The organism is Agarilytica rhodophyticola (assembly GCF_002157225.2).
GTDB classification, from domain to species: Bacteria; Pseudomonadota; Gammaproteobacteria; order Pseudomonadales; family Cellvibrionaceae; genus Agarilytica; species Agarilytica rhodophyticola.
In genome coordinates this window covers 6,823,239-6,839,578 of sequence record NZ_CP020038.1, presented here as the reverse complement: position 1 = coordinate 6,839,578, position 16,340 = coordinate 6,823,239, and the positions used below count along the sequence as shown (strand labels likewise).

Genomic DNA, 16,340 nt, shown 5'->3' with positions numbered 1-16,340 from the left:
GCTCTTGCCAAAGCTTAAGTAGAGGGTTTAATTCAAACTATGAAAATCTTGCTCGTTTTGGCACTTGTGCATAGCTGTGTTTTCTAACGCACGAGCCCCTAGGGCATTTTGCAAAAAGCAGAGCTGCGACGATAAGCAGAGGGTGTTTGTCCAAAGTGTTTTTTAAAATAATGGGAAAAGTGGCTATGATCACAAAAGCCCAAATTTAAGCCTAGTGTTGATAAATCTTCCTTGGTTTCAGCAACTCTGTATAAAGATGATCGAAGACGCAGTTGACACAAATATTGATGGATGGTGAGCCCAATGATACTACTAAAAACTCGACTTAAATGATAAGGACTTGTGTTTAGCTCTTTAGCCAATGCATTAAGCGATAGGTTTTCTGTGTAGTGGCTGTTTAATATTTCTAAGCAGTTACTGGCCAGCCTTCTATGTTTATTGCCTGTCCGAATTTTTCCTGCTGAAGTTGCCTTACTATGCCTTCCATAAATCTCTGCCAAAGTTCTTCTACTAAAGTTTAGTGCCCACTCTTCTGATAGCAAAATATCTTCATCGGAGCTTGCTTGCAGTTTATTGATAAATATACAGAATTCACTATAGATTTTGGCTGAAATAATACTGTGAGATAATTGAAAAATTTGCTCGGGTTCCTCTTTTAAGTTGACTCCTAGATCTGCCAATATTTCGCAAATAATAGTTGGGTCAAGTGCAATCCAGTCACAGCGATCACCGTAGTCGGAAATAGGATAGCGTTCGTATTGCTGGCCCTTGTTGTAGACAGTAATAGTGTTGGGGTCGGCAATGAACGCCTCTTTCATATTCTCATGGCGTATTTTTACAGCTGTTCGAGGAAATACTAAAATATAAGCCTCAATTGCGCCTGTATTGGTAAAATCCGGTGCACTTACCGGGCAATCAAAGGTACCGATATTTAACAGTGCACTCTCGTGCAGTATATTGTCGTGTACGGTTGCCACTTCTGGTGAAGCCTCTTAAATTAGTTTGTATGTAAAAATATACTTCTAAGAATTATTATTAATTTATATTACTAGTTTCTAGGTTAATAAGATAAACGAGTAAAGACAAAAATCTATCATAAAAATTTCATTAAATTTGCTTGAAACTAAAGCTTATCTACTTTATAGTCCGCGACCACACATCGAGGTAGCGATTACCTCTTATATTTTCAGTCAATAGTTCGGTAGATGTTAAGGAGGCACAAATGATATTACGTAATTCTAAAATTGAAATGTTGGGCTTCGCTGCCGGAAATTTCTTTAGTTAAAATTTAAATTCTAAAAAATTTTCTGATATGTAGCTTTTATCTACATCGCTTGCGCTCGTCCAATATTTTCTTAACGAAATTTTATAGCTCCGCTTTAGTCAAAATTTTAAACTTTAATATTTGTTAATGAGATGTAGCTTTTAACAAGGTGTTTTTATGCCTTCAAGAAATAGAGCGGCAAATAAAAACGGATTTTGTAAATTATTATCTGAATAGATATACATTATAGAACTTGGAAAAAATAAAAATGGAAGAGAGAAAAAATAAAAAAGATATTGCATGGATACAGATTACTGCAGGGCAGGGGCCAAAAGAATGTGGCTGGGTTGTGGCTCAGACTGCGAAAGTTCTTTTAAGTGAATGTGAATCTAAATCTATAAAGTGTGAATGCGTTGAGTATATTGCCTTTGATAAAATGCTTAGAAAACAAGACTTAATTTATCCGGATACATTTCTATCTATGATATTTAGGCTAGAGGGATATAACCTTGATAAGTTTTTAAAAAACTGGCATGGATCTATTAAATGGCATGGCGAGAGTCCTTATCGACCAGGCCATAAAAGAATAAATTGGTTTGTGGGCGTAATGCCTATTGTTTTATCTCAGTCGAAAAAGATAGATATCAATAAGCTTTTGTCTCAATCACAAATTGAGTTTATTCGTTCAAAAGGCCCAGGTGGTCAGCACGTAAATAAAACTAATAGTGCTGTTCGCTTAACTCATCGTGAAACGGGAATACAGATACGGGTCGATACGGATAGATCTCAACATCGCAATAAGCAACTAGCGCTAGAGCGCTTACATATCTTGTTAAGTAGTGCCAAGGATGAGGATGATAAAAAAAGAGAGCAGCAACGTTGGCTCAATCACTACGGTGTGCAACGAGGTAAAGCAATAAGAACATTCAAAGGCCCAGGCTTTCAAGAGATATAAGATATCGGAGGTTATCCACAAAAGGGTCGTCATAAACATTTTGCTTAACATAATAAGGAAATATCACTGTAGGTGTTTTTGGCGACATATCTGTGAGCTAACAATAAATATTAACTAGTTATCCAATTATAATATTATTTTTTGATTTTCTTTTAAAAAGATAAAGAGTAGCATCAGGTAATACAAATCACTCTTATTTTTGAAATCAATAATAGCTACTATTATGAAGACACAAATTCTTGTCAGTATCAAAACTTTGATTTTTCTCACTTCTCCTATTCTCTTTAACGCTTATGCCTATGGCCAAGATCTAGCTCAAGCCGTTATCAAAAAAAGAGAAATGGTGGTAACCGCTAACCCTTTAGCAACTGCAGCTGGTGAACGCGTGCTGAGACAAGGAGGCACTGCAGCCGATGCTATGATAGCGGCACAAACAGTCCTTAGCCTAGTTGAACCTCAAGCCAGTGGTATCGGTGGAGGCGCCTTTGTGGTCTATTATGATGCGCGATCCGGTAAAACTATTACTGTTGATGCACGAGAAAAAGCACCTTCAGCCGCAACTCAAGATCGTTTTCAAGATTTAAGTTTTTTTCAAGCCTGGCAGAGCGGTTTGTCTGTTGGAGTACCGGGTGTACCAAGGATGATGGAGTTTATGCACAAAAAGTATGGACGCCTCCCGATGAGAAGGTTATTTCGTCCTGCTGTAAAATTGGCTGAAAATGGCTATCCCCTGACGCAGCGCACCAGTGATCAAGTGGCCCGTTTGTTATCTTTTAATCCTTCTTGTGAAGAGCGTTTATTTTTGCGGGATGAAAACGCATTTGAATATTTTGCAAACCCTGACTGTAGCGCAAAACCCGCAGGCACAGTAGTAACTAATCCTGCCTATGCTGACACTTTAAAACAACTCCAACGCTATGGCTCTTATGCGTTTTACAATGGCCCCATTGCAGCAGATATTGTTGCTGCGGTACAAGGTGACCCTTCCATCCCTGGGGATATGACTGAGCAAGACTTGGCGAATTATGATGTAGTTGTGCGCCGTCCGGTGTGCTCTACTTATCGAGGTCGTAAGGTTTGTGGTATGGGGCCTCCCTCTTCAGGTGGCTTAGCCGTTGGCCAGATTCTCGGTATTCTTGAAAACTTTGATTTTGCTGATAAAGATCCTCTTGATGTAGATGTTGTGCATTTATTTACACAAGCAGGTCGGCTTGCTTTTGCAGATCGCAATCGTTATGTGGGTGACCCTGATTTTGTTACCGTTCCGTCGGCAGGAATGCTCAATAAAGAGTATCTCAGTTCGCGTGCGGCTTTAATTGGTGAAAATGATATGGGCACCGCTGAAGCAGGAGTGCCCCCTGGTATTTTCGATACTTTTGCGCCAGATATGTCGACCATTGAATCCGGTACTAGCCATGTTTCAATTATCGATCGTTACGGCAACGCTCTATCCATGACTACTACTGTGGAAGCTTCTTTGGGTAATGGTGTTATGGTACGTGGGTTTATGCTCAATAATCAGTTGACAGATTTTTCTTTTGCGGCAACGGATGCAGAGGGTTTACCCGTCGCCAACCGTGTGGAGGGCGATAAACGACCCCGCAGTTCCATGTCGCCAACCATTATTTATGATAAGCGTGGTAGGGTCGAGTTCTTGACCGGTTCTCCTGGGGGTTCAAGAATTATCGGCTACACAGCGCAATCAATTGTCAACCTCATTGATTTTGAACTGGATCCACAAGAAACCATTAATGTTCCTCACTACATGAATCGCAATGGTCGAACTGACATAGAGCAGCCTATTACGGGTATTACTTGGGATTACGATGCGCAGAGCTTGGCCGACGAACTGAAATTGCGAGGCCATAGTGATCCGAACCTCCCCTTAGATGAACGCTCTGTAGGAATTATTTCTCAAACAAGTGGTTTGTCTATTATTCAGGTAGCGAAGAGAAAGCGCCCGCGTCATTTCTTCGATTTTTATTGGCGCCCGAAAAAAGTATTGATTGGTGGTGCAGATAAGCGTCGAGATGGGACTGTTGGCGGTCGCTAGCAACTATAGATGTCATCTTACTGGCTATAAACAGTGAATATGAATTTCACTGTTTATACTATCCATTCTATTCTTCTGTGAACCTCACTTTTCTTTATCATCATTTCGTCGACAATAATTTGCTAGATTGATAGCTCCTTTTTACCAAAATGTTCCCACGCTTAGAGAATCTTTGGGGGAAGAGTGGTAAATTTCGTTAGTATTACCACGCGTTGTGAACTATTAAAAATTTATATAAAAATAAAGGCGACTCAAATGAATTATGCATCCTCCCGGCTTGCTCCTGTTCAACCATCCGCATCGGCTGCGGTCAGCCAGAAAGCAAAGGCTTTGAAAGCTGCAGGCCATGATGTGATTGATTTGGGCTTAGGAGAACCTGATTTCGATACCCCGACCCATATTATCGAAGCTGCCTATGCTGCGGCAAAAGCTGGGCAAACTCGTTATCCGCCAACAGATGGAACCGCTGAACTTAAAGCTGCAATAAGTGAAAAGTTTAGAAGAGACAATCAGCTAGATTATTCTGCCAGTGAAATTATTGTTTCCAATGGTGCCAAACAAATTATTTTTGATGCATTGATGGCGACATTAGAAGAGAAGCAAGAAGTACTTCTCTGTGCGCCTTACTTTGGCCAATACAAAGATATGACTCTCATTTTAGGGGGAGTGCCTAAAGTGCTACCCAGCACCGCCGAAAATCAATTTCGCTTAACGCCAGAAATCTTAAAAAACGCCATTACAGCCAACACCCGATGGCTTATTTTAAACCTTCCTTCTAATCCCGCTGGTGCTGTATATACGCGGGAAGAACTAGCAGAATTGGGGCAGATACTAGAGCAGCATCCGCAGGTACTAATTATGTCGGATGAGATTTATGAGCACATCGTGTTTGACGGTCGAGAATTTGTGTCTTTTGCCACCGCATGTCCACATTTAAAAGAGCGAGTACTGACTGTCAATGGTGTATCAAAAGCCTATGCTATGACAGGCTGGAGGATTGGTTACGCCGGTGCAGCACAGGGCTTAATTGCTGCCATGACAAAAGTACAATCGCAGATATCTTCCGGTGCTTGCTCCGTTGCTCAAGCTGCGGCAGTAGCCGCTTTAAATGGTTCGCAGGATGAAGTTGCACGTTTTTGTAAGGCCTTCGAAAGTCGCCGCAATTTGGTGGTCGAGCGAATTACTAAAATACCTGAACTTACTCTCGATGCTCCCGGAGGTGCTTTTTACGCTTTTATTGGCTGTGAATCAATTATAGGGGCGACCACTCCAGATGGAACCGTGATTAATAGTGACATTGATTTTGCTCAATATTTGTTAGATCACGCAAAAGTGGCCGCAGTACCAGGAAGTGCCTATGGGCTCTCACCTTTCTTTCGGATTTCAACCGCCACTAGCGAAGAAATCTTATCGGCGGCTATGAATAGAATATGTGAATGTATTTCCAATTTAAAAATACCTATGGTTAATACCTGATATTAATATCCCTTATAAAGCTTAAAAACTTCTAAGGTAAAAATTTTAATGTTGTCTTCTAGAAGAAGATGCACTGTTGTATCCCCGGATAGCTGAATTTGTAACTTCATCTATTAGATCTTTGACGCTTTTACCAAACGCAGTACCAGCAGCTAGTTGCGTTGCGCCCATTATTATCTTTGCCAATTGACTGGGTTCAGATATTCGTCCTTGTGCTGCTGCGTACGTCGCCACTCCAGATAATATAGTGTACACGGTGCTCATGCTTAAATTTGAATCGAGTTGAGATAGTTGTTGTTTTAGATCTTTTGCGATAGCAGTAATTAATGCTCTGTTTGAGGGGCCTGCATGTGTTGATGAGGTTTGAGTTCTGCCCATTGCATTACGTACCGGCCTAGCTCTATGGGTTCTATGTGCAGTGGCACGGTGAGAACCCGTGGCATGTGTTGAACTATGATGCGTTTGCGTAACTCTCGGCATATTTTTCCCCGTGGTGGTAAATTATTTCTATCTAGTTTGTAAGTGGCTTAAAGTAGGCCTTTTGTTAGATTTTTATTTTTAATTAAATTTATTGCGGGGAGGGGTACTAGATATATTTCTGATTCTAAATTGTTCGGCAAAGAACAGTAATGGTTTTAGTTGCCAGCCAACAATAAAGTGGGCACATATATGAGGTAAATAATCTGAACAGAATACGATAGAAATCTACCCATAGGTAAAATTTATAGTAAATTGTTAACATTATGCATCAAAATTACAGACGACTACATAATGTAAGGCCCAGTACTCAAGTAAGCCCTACTGGCGAGAAGAAAATTAACGATAGTAAACGTCCGAACTTTGTCAAAAGTATAGCTTCCAGCCCATATTTTCCCGAAAGCACAAAAAGTTTGTATACACCGGTGACGTATCCTAAGTCGGGGTCAAAATGAGATCGTCAAGGCTTTTTAATCGATGAAGTGACAGCACAAGCTGCACATAGAAATGCACCTAATGGATCTTCTGCAAAAAGCCGAGGACGGCGTATGATGGATCAATCAAGGATACGAGGACGCAGAAATTATTCTCACGTCTCAGAGAAAAATTTATATCAACCACATAATATTATCGGCCAAACAAATACTAAGACAGGTTATCCAACGACCTATTATCACAATAGCTATACACGTGGCCGAGTAACGACACGCCATGAAAACCCGGACAATGTGGGAAGAGAAAGTCCAAGAACAGACAAAAATTACTATATGTTGCATCGCCCTCATAGAAAAGACGCGAGCCGTCCACAAATGATAGAGACTATACTAGATTCAGATGGTGTGGCGGAGCCAATACACCACTCGAGAACTGGGCTTGTACAAGCAAAATCTACTAAAGAACAAGACCTAATGCATAAGACCACGGAGTATTATCAATACCCTAAAAAAAATAGAGGCGAAGAATAAAGTTAAAGAAGTTAAGTAACATTCTTTAAAAAATGCCCGGTAATTAAAATAGTTTAAGCAGAGAGTAATTTAATTACCGGGACTTTGGGGGAAGCTGTGGGTTTTTAAATTTTTAAAATACGGCTTTTATTTATTAAATTTAGTTTAAGCCACTATTTTTAAATGTTCTTCTTTTCTCATTTTCGATAACATCAATTTTAAAAAGGTCGTTATCAAGTTTGGTTATCATACATTTATAACCTAAATTCATTGCTTTGGTTGCAATAACTTCTAAATCTAACCAATTAACCGACTCGTATTCACTAACAATATTTGAACTCATAGAGTAATGCCTATTCCACATAAATTTATAAAAACAATTTTTTATTTAGACTTACTTATTTATTGCTATAACTCTTGCGAGAATTGAGCAATAAGATTAGGAATGTCAATAAGGTGGCATTTCCCGTTTTTTTTAATTGTCGGTAAATTTCCTCTATCTACCCAAGCCTGAACAGTACTAGCATTAACACCTACATGGCATGCATATTCTTCTACTGTCATAGCCGGAACAACAATTGCGATTGTTTTTTCAGTCATTACTTTTTCTCCTTGTTAAATATTAGAGGTGAACCAAAATAAAAGTAAATAAACTGTTGCACGTTTTTACCGCTTAAACGGAAAGTAAACACTTAATACTTCATGCAATACAGTATTAAAAATTATAAAAAATGCCTATATTTTTAGAATATATATTCCTCTTCTCTAAATAAAAAAATAGCTACAGAGTAGTTTTAAGGCTGGATCAAACTGGCTTCTTAACATGAAGTTATTATACATCAAAAACTAAAAATTGTATATATATACAGTATTTTTTGTTAAATAAAATTGAATGAAAAACCGCTAATTACGACACTATAGTTATAATTATTTTTGTGAAAACCGAAGGGTATAGAATCTGCTTGAAGATTTTGACGCCATAAAATTTAATATCTTCTATGACGAAAAATACCCTGTTACACAGGGCTATTTGAAAGGCGAAGCCTAGCAAGCAGATAGGCTTCAAATATGTAGGAAACTGTTAAGAAAATAAAAAATTAAAGATTCCCCAACCACGAAATAATATGCTGAGCCAGTTTTTCTGGTACGGCTTTACCACCTTTATAATTGTAGGCATCTTCAGTAGAAGCGTATTGGTAGTTTGAATGTCCAATGCCCTTTTGCTCAATAAAACTGCCACTGCCTGGACGCCAACGGTTAACCATGTCAACGATAATACGGTGCCCATGTCTCTGCTCGTATTGATCGAACTCGTTGAATATAACAAGCACAGGAACAGGGCTATTCTTCCAAGCGAGTAAAAAATTATGTTGAGCAGCTTGCTGGTGCCATGAAAAAGGGCGTCCATAATGTTCGTATTTATTTAGGCCTAAGATATTCCCCCTAACCTTAGCCATGATTTTGGAGTCTTTAGCTATCTTATCGGGGTGACGGCCGTGTATAAGGTATTCGGTATAAAAGAGGCTCCTCTGTATAAATTCATCTTGTATATCAGCTGCGGAGACAAATAGATTTTCACTATTTAGTTTTCGCTCCAGATAGTTTCGCTCAAAATTTAGCATCCTTTCAAAGTAGCTGACAGCACCGCCACCCTGTACCGCGATGCCGGCTACCTTGTGGCCGTTTTTTAATAGTCTTTCTGCCAGAAGAGGTGCCACGGTTGACCCTAGACTTGAGCCATAGATGACGATTTTATTAGGGTCGACAAGAGGGTGGTTTTTGAGTTTAAGAAAGGCTTTATAGTAGTGTTCGATCTCAGTGTTGTAGTCCAGTTGATGGCACAAGGGCCCCTGGCTATCGCCACTGGTGGTGCGATCAACTCGGATAAATGTGCGTTTAGTTTGTTTGATAATATCTGACATCACACGTCCGTGATTACTGCGCGGATTAAACTCCAACGAACCACAGGACACCCACTGCACGAAGAATATGGCGGGTAAAGGTTTGTCGTTTCCACTTGGCGCGGAAACAATACTTCGTAGTCGTGTTGATTTCGATATGTCCACCACACCGTAGTAGCTATCGATTCCCGGTATTTGTTCGAGAGATTTTGCTTCAGGTGTAAAGCTAAGTTTGAGAGTTTTGTCCCCTCGCTTTATCTTAAGTGCTAACGTCTCACCTCCAAGTACTCGCCTAAGTTTGCCAGAAGCTTCTAAAATATCCTTAATCGGGTGTTGATTAATGCTTGTGATAATGTCATTTTCCCGCAGGTCTGCCGCAGCGGCTGGACTACCTTTAGTAAGTCTTGAGACGACGATGTGCCCGTCGCTAGAAAAACGGAAGCCCAGATCAGCTCGGCGCGGCAAATCCCCTTCAATTTTCGATAATGCATAGACTTTGAGCTGGGCGAAGGTCACTATCAGAACAATAAAGATGTGTAAGCGGTATTTTTGAGGTATTGAAAGCATGAGCATGACTCTCTCGTTGTTAGGTAGATGCTCAACATAGGAAAACGGCGCTAAAACGTACCGATGAAAAGCCGATTTTTAGCTGATGACGAAAGATATTGAGGTATAAAGTGGGACAAAAAGCCTTAAAAGCAGATACAGCCCCAAAGCAGGAAGACGATCGTCATATTATGATTGGGCCATGCGAGCTGCGTGCGGCTGAGAACACTATTATTTACAGGAAGCATCAAATACGACTTGAACCGAGGGTAATTCAAGTGCTGTATTTGCTATCTCAATACGCTAATGAGGTAGTTACTCGTGAACAGCTTATCGATACTGTTTGGCTGGGACGGCCTGTTACTGATGATGCCATTACCCGCTGCATATCGCGTTTACGAAAAGCCTTTGCCGATGAGTTGGTTGCGCCAATAAAGATCGAAACTGTAGCTAAAAGCGGCTATCGTCTTATAATTGACAGAGAAAATAAAGAATATACTGAAACTCGTTCTAAAATCTTTCAAAGCATATTGGTGGTGTTAGTTATCGGCTTGGGAGTATTCGCGTTCTCCTCAATATGGCCAACTGATGAGCCGTCCTACCGCCGAGAAGTATTGGTGGTAAGTGAGCAATGGCAGCGCTATCCAGAGTTTAGTCCTGATGGTTCCCTATTGGTGTATAGCGAAGGTAATGAAGACAAAGGAATGGCGGTTATGGTGAGGCAGGTTGATGGTGATGGCATACGACAGCTTAGCCAACAGCAATCCTATGATCATCAGCCAACCTTTTCCCCCGATGGCAAAAATATCGCCTTTGCCAGCCTCAATTCTGAAGGCTGTGAAATTCATTTAGTGCCTACCATTGGCGGCCTCGCTATCGGCGAAGGCCAAACAAGCGTTGGCCAATGCGGAAGAGCGGGTGTTTATGACTTGCAATGGCTACCCGATGGTAAAAACCTGCTCATGGTGACTAAAGATAAGCCGTCAGAAACTGCTCGATTGGTTTCATTATCCTTGGAGAGCGAAATGCGCAAAGATGTTACCCCAGAGGCCTTTGCGGGTATTGACGATCTAGCCGTATCGCCTGGTGGAAAAATCGCCATCAGCGTTCATTATGAACTGGGCGTCGAAGATGTTTTTGTCAGCGATGGGAAAGTGCCCTACCAATGGCGTCGAATTACTCAAGATAAAGTTAAGATTCATGGTCTAGCTTGGCGACAGGACGAGGACCATTTGTTGTTCACATCAAATAGGATGGGTGCTTTCCAGCTTTGGGAATTCGATCTTGATACAGAAAATTTGAAGCTCATCCCCGAGGGGTTAAATGGGGCAAGTGCCATAGCAAGTCGAGTTAATGATGATATTGCACTTGAACGTTGGCGCGAGGAGTCTGCAGTCAAACAAGTCGACTTGACTAGCAACGACGAAAAGGAGTTAGTTGCCGCAAAGGGAGTAAATTGGGATGCGAGTTTCAATCAATATAAGCAACTGATATACGTTTCTGATCGCACAGATAGTGCTGAACTCTGGCTGCGTAAAAACGGGCAGGACTATAAGTTAAGTGAATACAATGGCCCATGGGTTATGGCCCCACGCTGGTCGCCCAATGGTCGATATGTAGCCTATATGGTACCCCTCAGGGGAAGTTTTAGCGTGCAAGTATTCGACACTAAACGCAATAAAAATATTACAAACTTTCATGTCTCTGATGCTTTTGCACCCCGGTGGTCTGGCGACGGTGAAGGCTTATATTTTGGATCCAAACGTTCGGGAGAATGGCAAATTTGGTACAGAAAAATCGATGAGCCAGATGCTAAGCAGATAACAACTTTGGGAGGAAAAACCGCACAAATGTCGAAAGATGGCTCTTATTTACTGGTTAGTAAAGGAAACACCCCAGGGATTTGGAAAGTGGCGCTTTCAGCGCCAGAGCAAGAACAGCAAATTATTCATAACCTTGCGCCTGTCGATTGGAACAACTGGCAATTCTTAGGGGAAAATGTTTTCTATGTTCAGCGCCCATCGCACGGTGTCGCTGTGCTTAATAAGTTCAATTTAACAGATGAAAACGACACTAAAATTTACAATCTGACGAACTTTCTTTATTTTTCCGGGATACATGTGGATAGTAAATCTAATACCTTTACATATGCTAGAACAAGTTATGCGGATGCCGACATAGATATGCTGCGACGCTCACATTAGAAGCTACTTCTCAAGTGCTTTTATTTATAAGAAACTCAATAGTTAAATGTATAGATTAAATATCAAAAAAGGCTTCCATCCGGTAATCACTGAGCAGTATCTACGTAGATACCTTAAAAAGTATTTACGCTATGCCTTTGTCTCCTTGGTCATTTTACTTACAGCTTGTACTACTAATAAAAGCACACTCACTATTGCGACATTTTCAGACAACAATTTATCCGAGTGGCAAGAGCGTGTTTTTAATAATAAAACACACTACACACTAGTTGATGATAACGGTATCAGGGTTTTAAGGGCCGACAGTAAGCACAGTGCCTCCGCTTTATATCAACAAATAGACGTAGACTTAACAAAAACACCTTTCTTGAATTGGCGATGGAAAATTACCGACACCTTTGATGGTAATGATGAAAAAACAAAAACGGGAGATGATTATCCGGTAAGACTGTATGTAGTTTTCCCTGGCTCAGGGTTTTCCTTTACGCCTCGTTCGCTTACTTATGTTTGGTCTAATACCGCTGATTTCAACAGCCATTGGTACAACCCATATTCTGATGATGTGATTATGCTAGCACTGGAAAACGGATCACAGAAAGCCGGGCAGTGGGTAGTGGAAAAGCGTAATGTGATGGCTGATTTAGAGGAACGTTTTGGCGAGCTTATAAAAAGTATTATCGGTCTGGCCATTATGACCGATACCGATAATACTAAAGTAGAGACCACCAGCTATTACGGTGATATCTACTTCTCTGCAAAGTAATCAGTGATAATTTTAAAATGCGTATTGGTAACCGAGAGTCCACATAGATTGCATTTCCATCTGTACGCCATTTAAATCTTGTTGGATTGGTACTTCATATTCAAATCCGACGCGGTGCCCAGATTGAGCGGCTAGGTTAAAGCCAATGCCCAAGTCGATACGTTCACCACCATAATTATCGGGATTTGCTGTTTGCACAGGTGCGGCAATTGTAATGTCACGGCCATCGATACTATCTTGATCGCGATAAGTAAGTCTTAGCGAGCCACTTATCCATTCAGCAAAGCGATAACTACCCCAACCACTTAACTTGTGAATATCACCCAAGGTGTAATCTTCATCGTTCTCGCCGAGACGAATTGTGGCACGGTATTGTGCTCCCCAAGCTACTTTTCCAGAGTCATTGCCAGTATACGTGATGCCAGGTTCAAAATCGTAAGTGCCGGATCCTAATTGCATAGCATAGGGTGTACGCAATGTCGGACGTGTATTCATCGGCGTTAATACGTCGTCACTCTCGTCGATAGAGCCTGTGGGCAGACTCATGCCTATATTGAGATGCCACTTATAATCATGATGATTAACTAAGCTCCACAAGGCAGCGATTTTAGTGTCCCCTATGCCGGAGGTTTGGGTAGTGAATATGCCAAGCCGATCTGTGCCTGATGGCCCTCTAAAGGTTAGGTGATCCATTTCCTTGTCGATGTAATTTAACATCGCCATCAGTGTTAACTTGTCGCTTGGTGCATACATCATCCCCAACATATGCATCTGGGTTGTCATTTGCAGCGGCACAACGCGAAGGTTGGGCGGGCCGGCAAAAGGGTTGGCGGTTGTGCTGACAATTTCTTCTGGTGAAACAGAGTCATCTCCTCGCAGATTATCTTCCATATCCATCGACATGAAACGATAAGAAATCATCCACTCACCTTTACTATGTGTATGATCCCCCATAACGCCAATAGGTGCGTGGCTATCGGGTACAATAGCATTACCAGCAAGCTTTGCTCCGTCAGCACAGACCAGTGGTGATAAAGCAAAGAGCATATACATGCCAATATGTTTACGAACTAAGTTCACGGTATGATCCTAAATAAATATAATAATTAAAAAATAGGTTTTTATTTATGCCAGCCGGACTATACCTGATTCTTTGCCAATAAAAGTGTGACACAATGTCGCAGCTAAATAGATTAAAGGATGGTGGGGTAGACGAGCCGAAATGCTCAAAATATATTAACCAAATAATCTTGGTACAAGTATTTAATTAAATATATGAAGGTGAGAAATATTTAACATGAAATATCTGAATGTAATGTCGGTTGCAATTTTTTTATGTGTCAGTGCATTAGTGCATGGTCATAATTATTCTGCGGGTAAAATTGATATTGATCATCCATGGGCTTCACCAACAGCAATAGCATCGGTGCCAGCAGCAGTGTATTTAATTATTGACAACAAAGGAAAAAAAGATGACAAGCTTGTGTCCTTATCTGTTGAAAAAGACATTGCTAAAGTGGCAGAAATCCACGAAACGACTAATAAAAATGGCCTTCTTGGGATGCGCAAAATCTCAGAAGGGCTCGTTATACCCGCTGGAGGAAAAATCGTATTTGCTCCGGGGGAAAAGCATATTATGTTAAAAGGTTTACCAAAGCGTTTAGAAAACGGCGATAAATTCTCGATTGTTTTAAATTTCGAGAAGGCAGGACCTGTCGATGTTTCTGTTTATGTAGAAGATAATACCAAATAATATTTAGCAATTAATATTAATTACTAAATATTAATAGGGGCATTACTCACTGCCCCTAAACCTAACACCTCTGAGTTAGATGTGCAGTATTAGGCGTAACGCTATCAATCCAAAGTTGAATTAATTCATCTGCCTGATTTTTAATATCGATCTTTTCGCTGCTCATTTCTAAATGAGTATCCACCATACCTATAATGTAAGACCATAAGCTCGCTGCTAATAGATCGGTGCTGTGTTTAGTTGTAATAGCTTGATATTCTTGAAGCAAGGCTACTGCTTTTTTCATGGCATCATAAAGCTCGTTTTTCCTCTGCATCAAGAAAAGTTGTAGCTCTGATGCTTCCTCAGTAAATTCAATAGAACTGGTAACGATCTTCAATGCCTGAGTTAACTTTAAATCATCGGTGGCTTTTTTAAGCATATCTTTGACAAGAGTCTCGAAGTCTTTGAGAGCGCTATCAGGCTTTAAGTGAGTGAACGTCGCCGTAACTTCGTCGTGAACAGAACCCGCATCACGCTTCCACAAGGCCATGATAACGGCATCTTTATTCGGGAAATGCCAGTAAACCGCACCACGAGTCATACCTGCACTTTTTGCAATTTCATTAAGCGTTGTCTTTGCTACGCCTTGCCTGGCAAATAATGTAGTGGCTGCATCTAAAAGTGAATGATAAGTCTTTTCTGACTCTTCTTTAGTTTTTCGTGCCATAGGATGATTACCCAACACTTCGATGGTTATTTGTTAGTTTTTTAATATAATGCTTGTAATTATACATACACGAATGTATGTTATCAATATGGATATGAAGTATAGGGCCTATAATAAAGTCACATATAAGTCCCCAAATGAAGGCCAACAAGCTTTAAACTCCTCCTCAACAAATATTTAGAGAATTAATAGGTTTACAAGATATGAAAAAGGGAGCAATTACCCTCGTCTTGATGGCAATTATGCTGGTCAATGGCTGCTCAAAAGATACTTCGGAAGCTATAGCAGCTCGCGATATTATTCGACCGGCAAAAATATTGATGGCAGAAAGTTTCAATAAATCAGGCAAACGTGTTTACCCAGGTAGAGTCGAGGCTTCGAGTAAGTCCGACCTAGCTTTTCGTGTTGGTGGTCAGTTAAAAGAGCTACATGCTGTGGCAGGTAAGCGTTTTAAAAAAGGTGAAATCCTCGCGGCGTTGGACGAATCTGATTATCGCAATACACTTGATGACAGAGAAGCGAAATACAAGTTTGCGCGTTCTCAATTTGAAAAAATCTCCGAGTTAAGAAAGGAAAATTACACCAGCCCCACCAATGTGGATGAAGCTGAAGCAAATTTAAAAGAAGCCGAAGCTGCTTTGGCTATCGCACGAGATAACTTGGCATACACGCAGCTTGTTGCGCCTTTCAACGGAATCGTGGCGCAGGTGAATATTGAAAATTATCAAGTGGTCAATGCTAACCAAACTGTTCTACAGCTTAACGGTGACGATAGTTTAGATATCCGTTTTAGTGTGCCGGAGAGTCTATTTGGTCAGGTGAGAAAGATAGAGCCTAATGAGGGCGAAAGTATTTGTGCTGTGGTTCGCTTTAATGCCTATCCGGAAAAAAGCTATAAAGCCTGCTTCAAAGAGTTCGAATCTATTCCCGATCGGCTCACAAGCTCCTATAGCGTAGTACATAGCATGCCGCAGATCGAAGACTTTCGTGTACTACCTGGTATGGCTGTATCGGTCGAATTGGATCTCAGCTTTATATTGAAAAATGACGAGCGTGGAGGTGTATTAGTTCCTCTAGAAGCGGTATTTGAAGAAGGCGAGACAACTTGGATATGGACAATCGATAGTGATATGCGTGTGCATAAGACCAGGGTCGCAGTCAGCAAAATTGAAGGTGCCAAATTACTTGTTACCGAAGGTTTAACCGCTGGCGACAGTTTCGTGGCTGCAGGGGTTAGTTTCCTACAAGAAGATATGCAGGTGAAGCCACTTGCCAAAGAGCGTGGACTGTAGGAA

15 protein-coding genes are annotated in these 16,340 nt (G+C 40.9%); 8 read left to right on the top strand and 7 right to left on the bottom strand.

Annotated features, from left to right (window positions below; genetic code table 11):
* Positions 1-98 precede the first annotated feature (98 nt).
* A complete protein-coding gene (locus tag BVC89_RS28180) occupies positions 99-977 on the bottom strand; it encodes a helix-turn-helix domain-containing protein (RefSeq protein WP_086934415.1) in 879 nt (292 codons plus the stop codon).
* Between the two features lie 555 nt (positions 978-1,532).
* On the opposite strand from BVC89_RS28180, the gene prfH reads away from it, so the two are divergent.
* From prfH to BVC89_RS28165, 3 genes are all read left to right on the top strand, one after another.
* Complete coding sequence (gene prfH / locus BVC89_RS28175; protein ID WP_086934414.1) at positions 1,533-2,219, top strand: peptide chain release factor H; 687 nt, start codon at positions 1,533-1,535, stop codon at positions 2,217-2,219.
* A gap of 223 nt (positions 2,220-2,442) precedes the next feature.
* Positions 2,443-4,272 carry a gamma-glutamyltransferase gene (ggt, locus tag BVC89_RS28170; RefSeq protein ID WP_086934413.1) on the top strand — a complete coding sequence of 610 codons (1,830 nt, stop codon included), beginning with the start codon at positions 2,443-2,445 and terminating at the stop codon, positions 4,270-4,272.
* A 255-nt stretch (positions 4,273-4,527) separates the two neighbouring features.
* Positions 4,528-5,748, top strand: coding sequence for a pyridoxal phosphate-dependent aminotransferase (locus BVC89_RS28165; protein WP_086934412.1), 1,221 nt, complete (start codon positions 4,528-4,530; stop codon positions 5,746-5,748).
* 45 nt (positions 5,749-5,793) lie between these two features.
* On the opposite strand, the gene BVC89_RS28160 is transcribed toward BVC89_RS28165, so the two are convergent.
* Positions 5,794-6,228 (bottom strand): hypothetical protein, encoded by a 435-nt coding sequence (locus BVC89_RS28160; RefSeq protein WP_086934411.1) that lies wholly within the window; start codon positions 6,226-6,228, stop codon positions 5,794-5,796.
* A 479-nt stretch (positions 6,229-6,707) separates the two neighbouring features.
* On the opposite strand from BVC89_RS28160, the gene BVC89_RS28155 reads away from it, so the two are divergent.
* Positions 6,708-7,190 carry a hypothetical protein gene (locus tag BVC89_RS28155; RefSeq protein ID WP_086934410.1) on the top strand — a complete coding sequence of 161 codons (483 nt, stop codon included), beginning with the start codon at positions 6,708-6,710 and terminating at the stop codon, positions 7,188-7,190.
* 139 nt (positions 7,191-7,329) lie between these two features.
* Here BVC89_RS28155 and BVC89_RS28150 read toward each other — a convergent pair whose 3' ends face one another.
* The 3 genes from BVC89_RS28150 to BVC89_RS28140 form a co-directional block, all read right to left on the bottom strand.
* On the bottom strand, positions 7,330-7,512 hold the full coding sequence (locus BVC89_RS28150) for a hypothetical protein (protein WP_086934409.1): 183 nt from the start codon (positions 7,510-7,512) through the stop codon (positions 7,330-7,332).
* Positions 7,513-7,577: 65 nt separating this feature from the next.
* Positions 7,578-7,769, bottom strand: a complete 192-nt coding sequence (locus tag BVC89_RS28145; protein ID WP_086934408.1) for a MerR family transcriptional regulator — start codon at positions 7,767-7,769, stop codon at positions 7,578-7,580.
* Positions 7,770-8,266: 497 nt separating this feature from the next.
* A complete protein-coding gene (locus tag BVC89_RS28140; RefSeq protein WP_158658171.1) occupies positions 8,267-9,637 on the bottom strand; it encodes a PDZ domain-containing protein in 1,371 nt (456 codons plus the stop codon).
* Between the two features lie 110 nt (positions 9,638-9,747).
* On the opposite strand from BVC89_RS28140, the gene BVC89_RS28135 reads away from it, so the two are divergent.
* Together BVC89_RS28135 and BVC89_RS28130 are read left to right on the top strand one after the other, a co-directional pair.
* Positions 9,748-11,820, top strand: a complete 2,073-nt coding sequence (locus BVC89_RS28135) for a winged helix-turn-helix domain-containing protein (RefSeq protein WP_086934406.1) — start codon at positions 9,748-9,750, stop codon at positions 11,818-11,820.
* Positions 11,821-11,866: 46 nt separating this feature from the next.
* A complete protein-coding gene (locus tag BVC89_RS28130; protein ID WP_086934405.1) occupies positions 11,867-12,583 on the top strand; it encodes a DUF3047 domain-containing protein in 717 nt (238 codons plus the stop codon).
* 12 nt (positions 12,584-12,595) lie between these two features.
* Here the strand turns inward: BVC89_RS28130 and BVC89_RS28125 are convergent, their stop codons facing one another.
* Positions 12,596-13,663, bottom strand: a complete 1,068-nt coding sequence (locus BVC89_RS28125) for a transporter (protein ID WP_086934404.1) — start codon at positions 13,661-13,663, stop codon at positions 12,596-12,598.
* Between the two features lie 217 nt (positions 13,664-13,880).
* Here BVC89_RS28125 and BVC89_RS28120 point away from each other — a divergent pair, with 217 nt between their 5' ends.
* Entirely contained in the window at positions 13,881-14,336 is a 456-nt protein-coding gene (locus BVC89_RS28120) for a copper chaperone PCu(A)C (RefSeq protein WP_086934403.1), read from the top strand.
* A 61-nt stretch (positions 14,337-14,397) separates the two neighbouring features.
* Here BVC89_RS28120 and BVC89_RS30645 read toward each other — a convergent pair whose 3' ends face one another.
* Positions 14,398-15,045, bottom strand: a complete 648-nt coding sequence (locus BVC89_RS30645) for a TetR family transcriptional regulator (RefSeq protein WP_086934402.1) — start codon at positions 15,043-15,045, stop codon at positions 14,398-14,400.
* Positions 15,046-15,248: 203 nt separating this feature from the next.
* On the opposite strand from BVC89_RS30645, the gene BVC89_RS28110 reads away from it, so the two are divergent.
* The gene (locus tag BVC89_RS28110; RefSeq protein WP_086934401.1) at positions 15,249-16,337 is read left to right on the top strand and encodes an efflux RND transporter periplasmic adaptor subunit; all 1,089 of its coding nucleotides are present in this window, start codon (positions 15,249-15,251) and stop codon (positions 16,335-16,337) included.
* Positions 16,338-16,340 lie beyond the last annotated feature (3 nt).

Excerpts from the sequence above, each read along its gene's own strand:
- prfH (WP_086934414.1), top strand. The coding sequence starts at position 1,533 with ATGGAAGAGAGAAAAAATAAAAAAGATATTGCATGGATACAGATTACT.
- ggt (WP_086934413.1), top strand. The coding sequence starts at position 2,443 with ATGAAGACACAAATTCTTGTCAGTATCAAAACTTTGATTTTTCTCACT.
- BVC89_RS28165 (WP_086934412.1), top strand. The coding sequence starts at position 4,528 with ATGAATTATGCATCCTCCCGGCTTGCTCCTGTTCAACCATCCGCATCG.
- BVC89_RS28160 (WP_086934411.1), bottom strand. The coding sequence starts at position 6,228 with ATGCCGAGAGTTACGCAAACGCATCATAGTTCAACACATGCCACGGGT.
- BVC89_RS28150 (WP_086934409.1), bottom strand. The coding sequence starts at position 7,512 with ATGAGTTCAAATATTGTTAGTGAATACGAGTCGGTTAATTGGTTAGAT.
- BVC89_RS28145 (WP_086934408.1), bottom strand. The coding sequence starts at position 7,769 with ATGACTGAAAAAACAATCGCAATTGTTGTTCCGGCTATGACAGTAGAA.
- BVC89_RS28140 (WP_158658171.1), bottom strand. The coding sequence starts at position 9,637 with ATGCTTTCAATACCTCAAAAATACCGCTTACACATCTTTATTGTTCTG.
- BVC89_RS28130 (WP_086934405.1), top strand. The coding sequence starts at position 11,867 with ATGTATAGATTAAATATCAAAAAAGGCTTCCATCCGGTAATCACTGAG.
- BVC89_RS28120 (WP_086934403.1), top strand. The coding sequence starts at position 13,881 with ATGAAATATCTGAATGTAATGTCGGTTGCAATTTTTTTATGTGTCAGT.
- BVC89_RS30645 (WP_086934402.1), bottom strand. The coding sequence starts at position 15,045 with ATGGCACGAAAAACTAAAGAAGAGTCAGAAAAGACTTATCATTCACTT.
- BVC89_RS28110 (WP_086934401.1), top strand. The coding sequence starts at position 15,249 with ATGAAAAAGGGAGCAATTACCCTCGTCTTGATGGCAATTATGCTGGTC.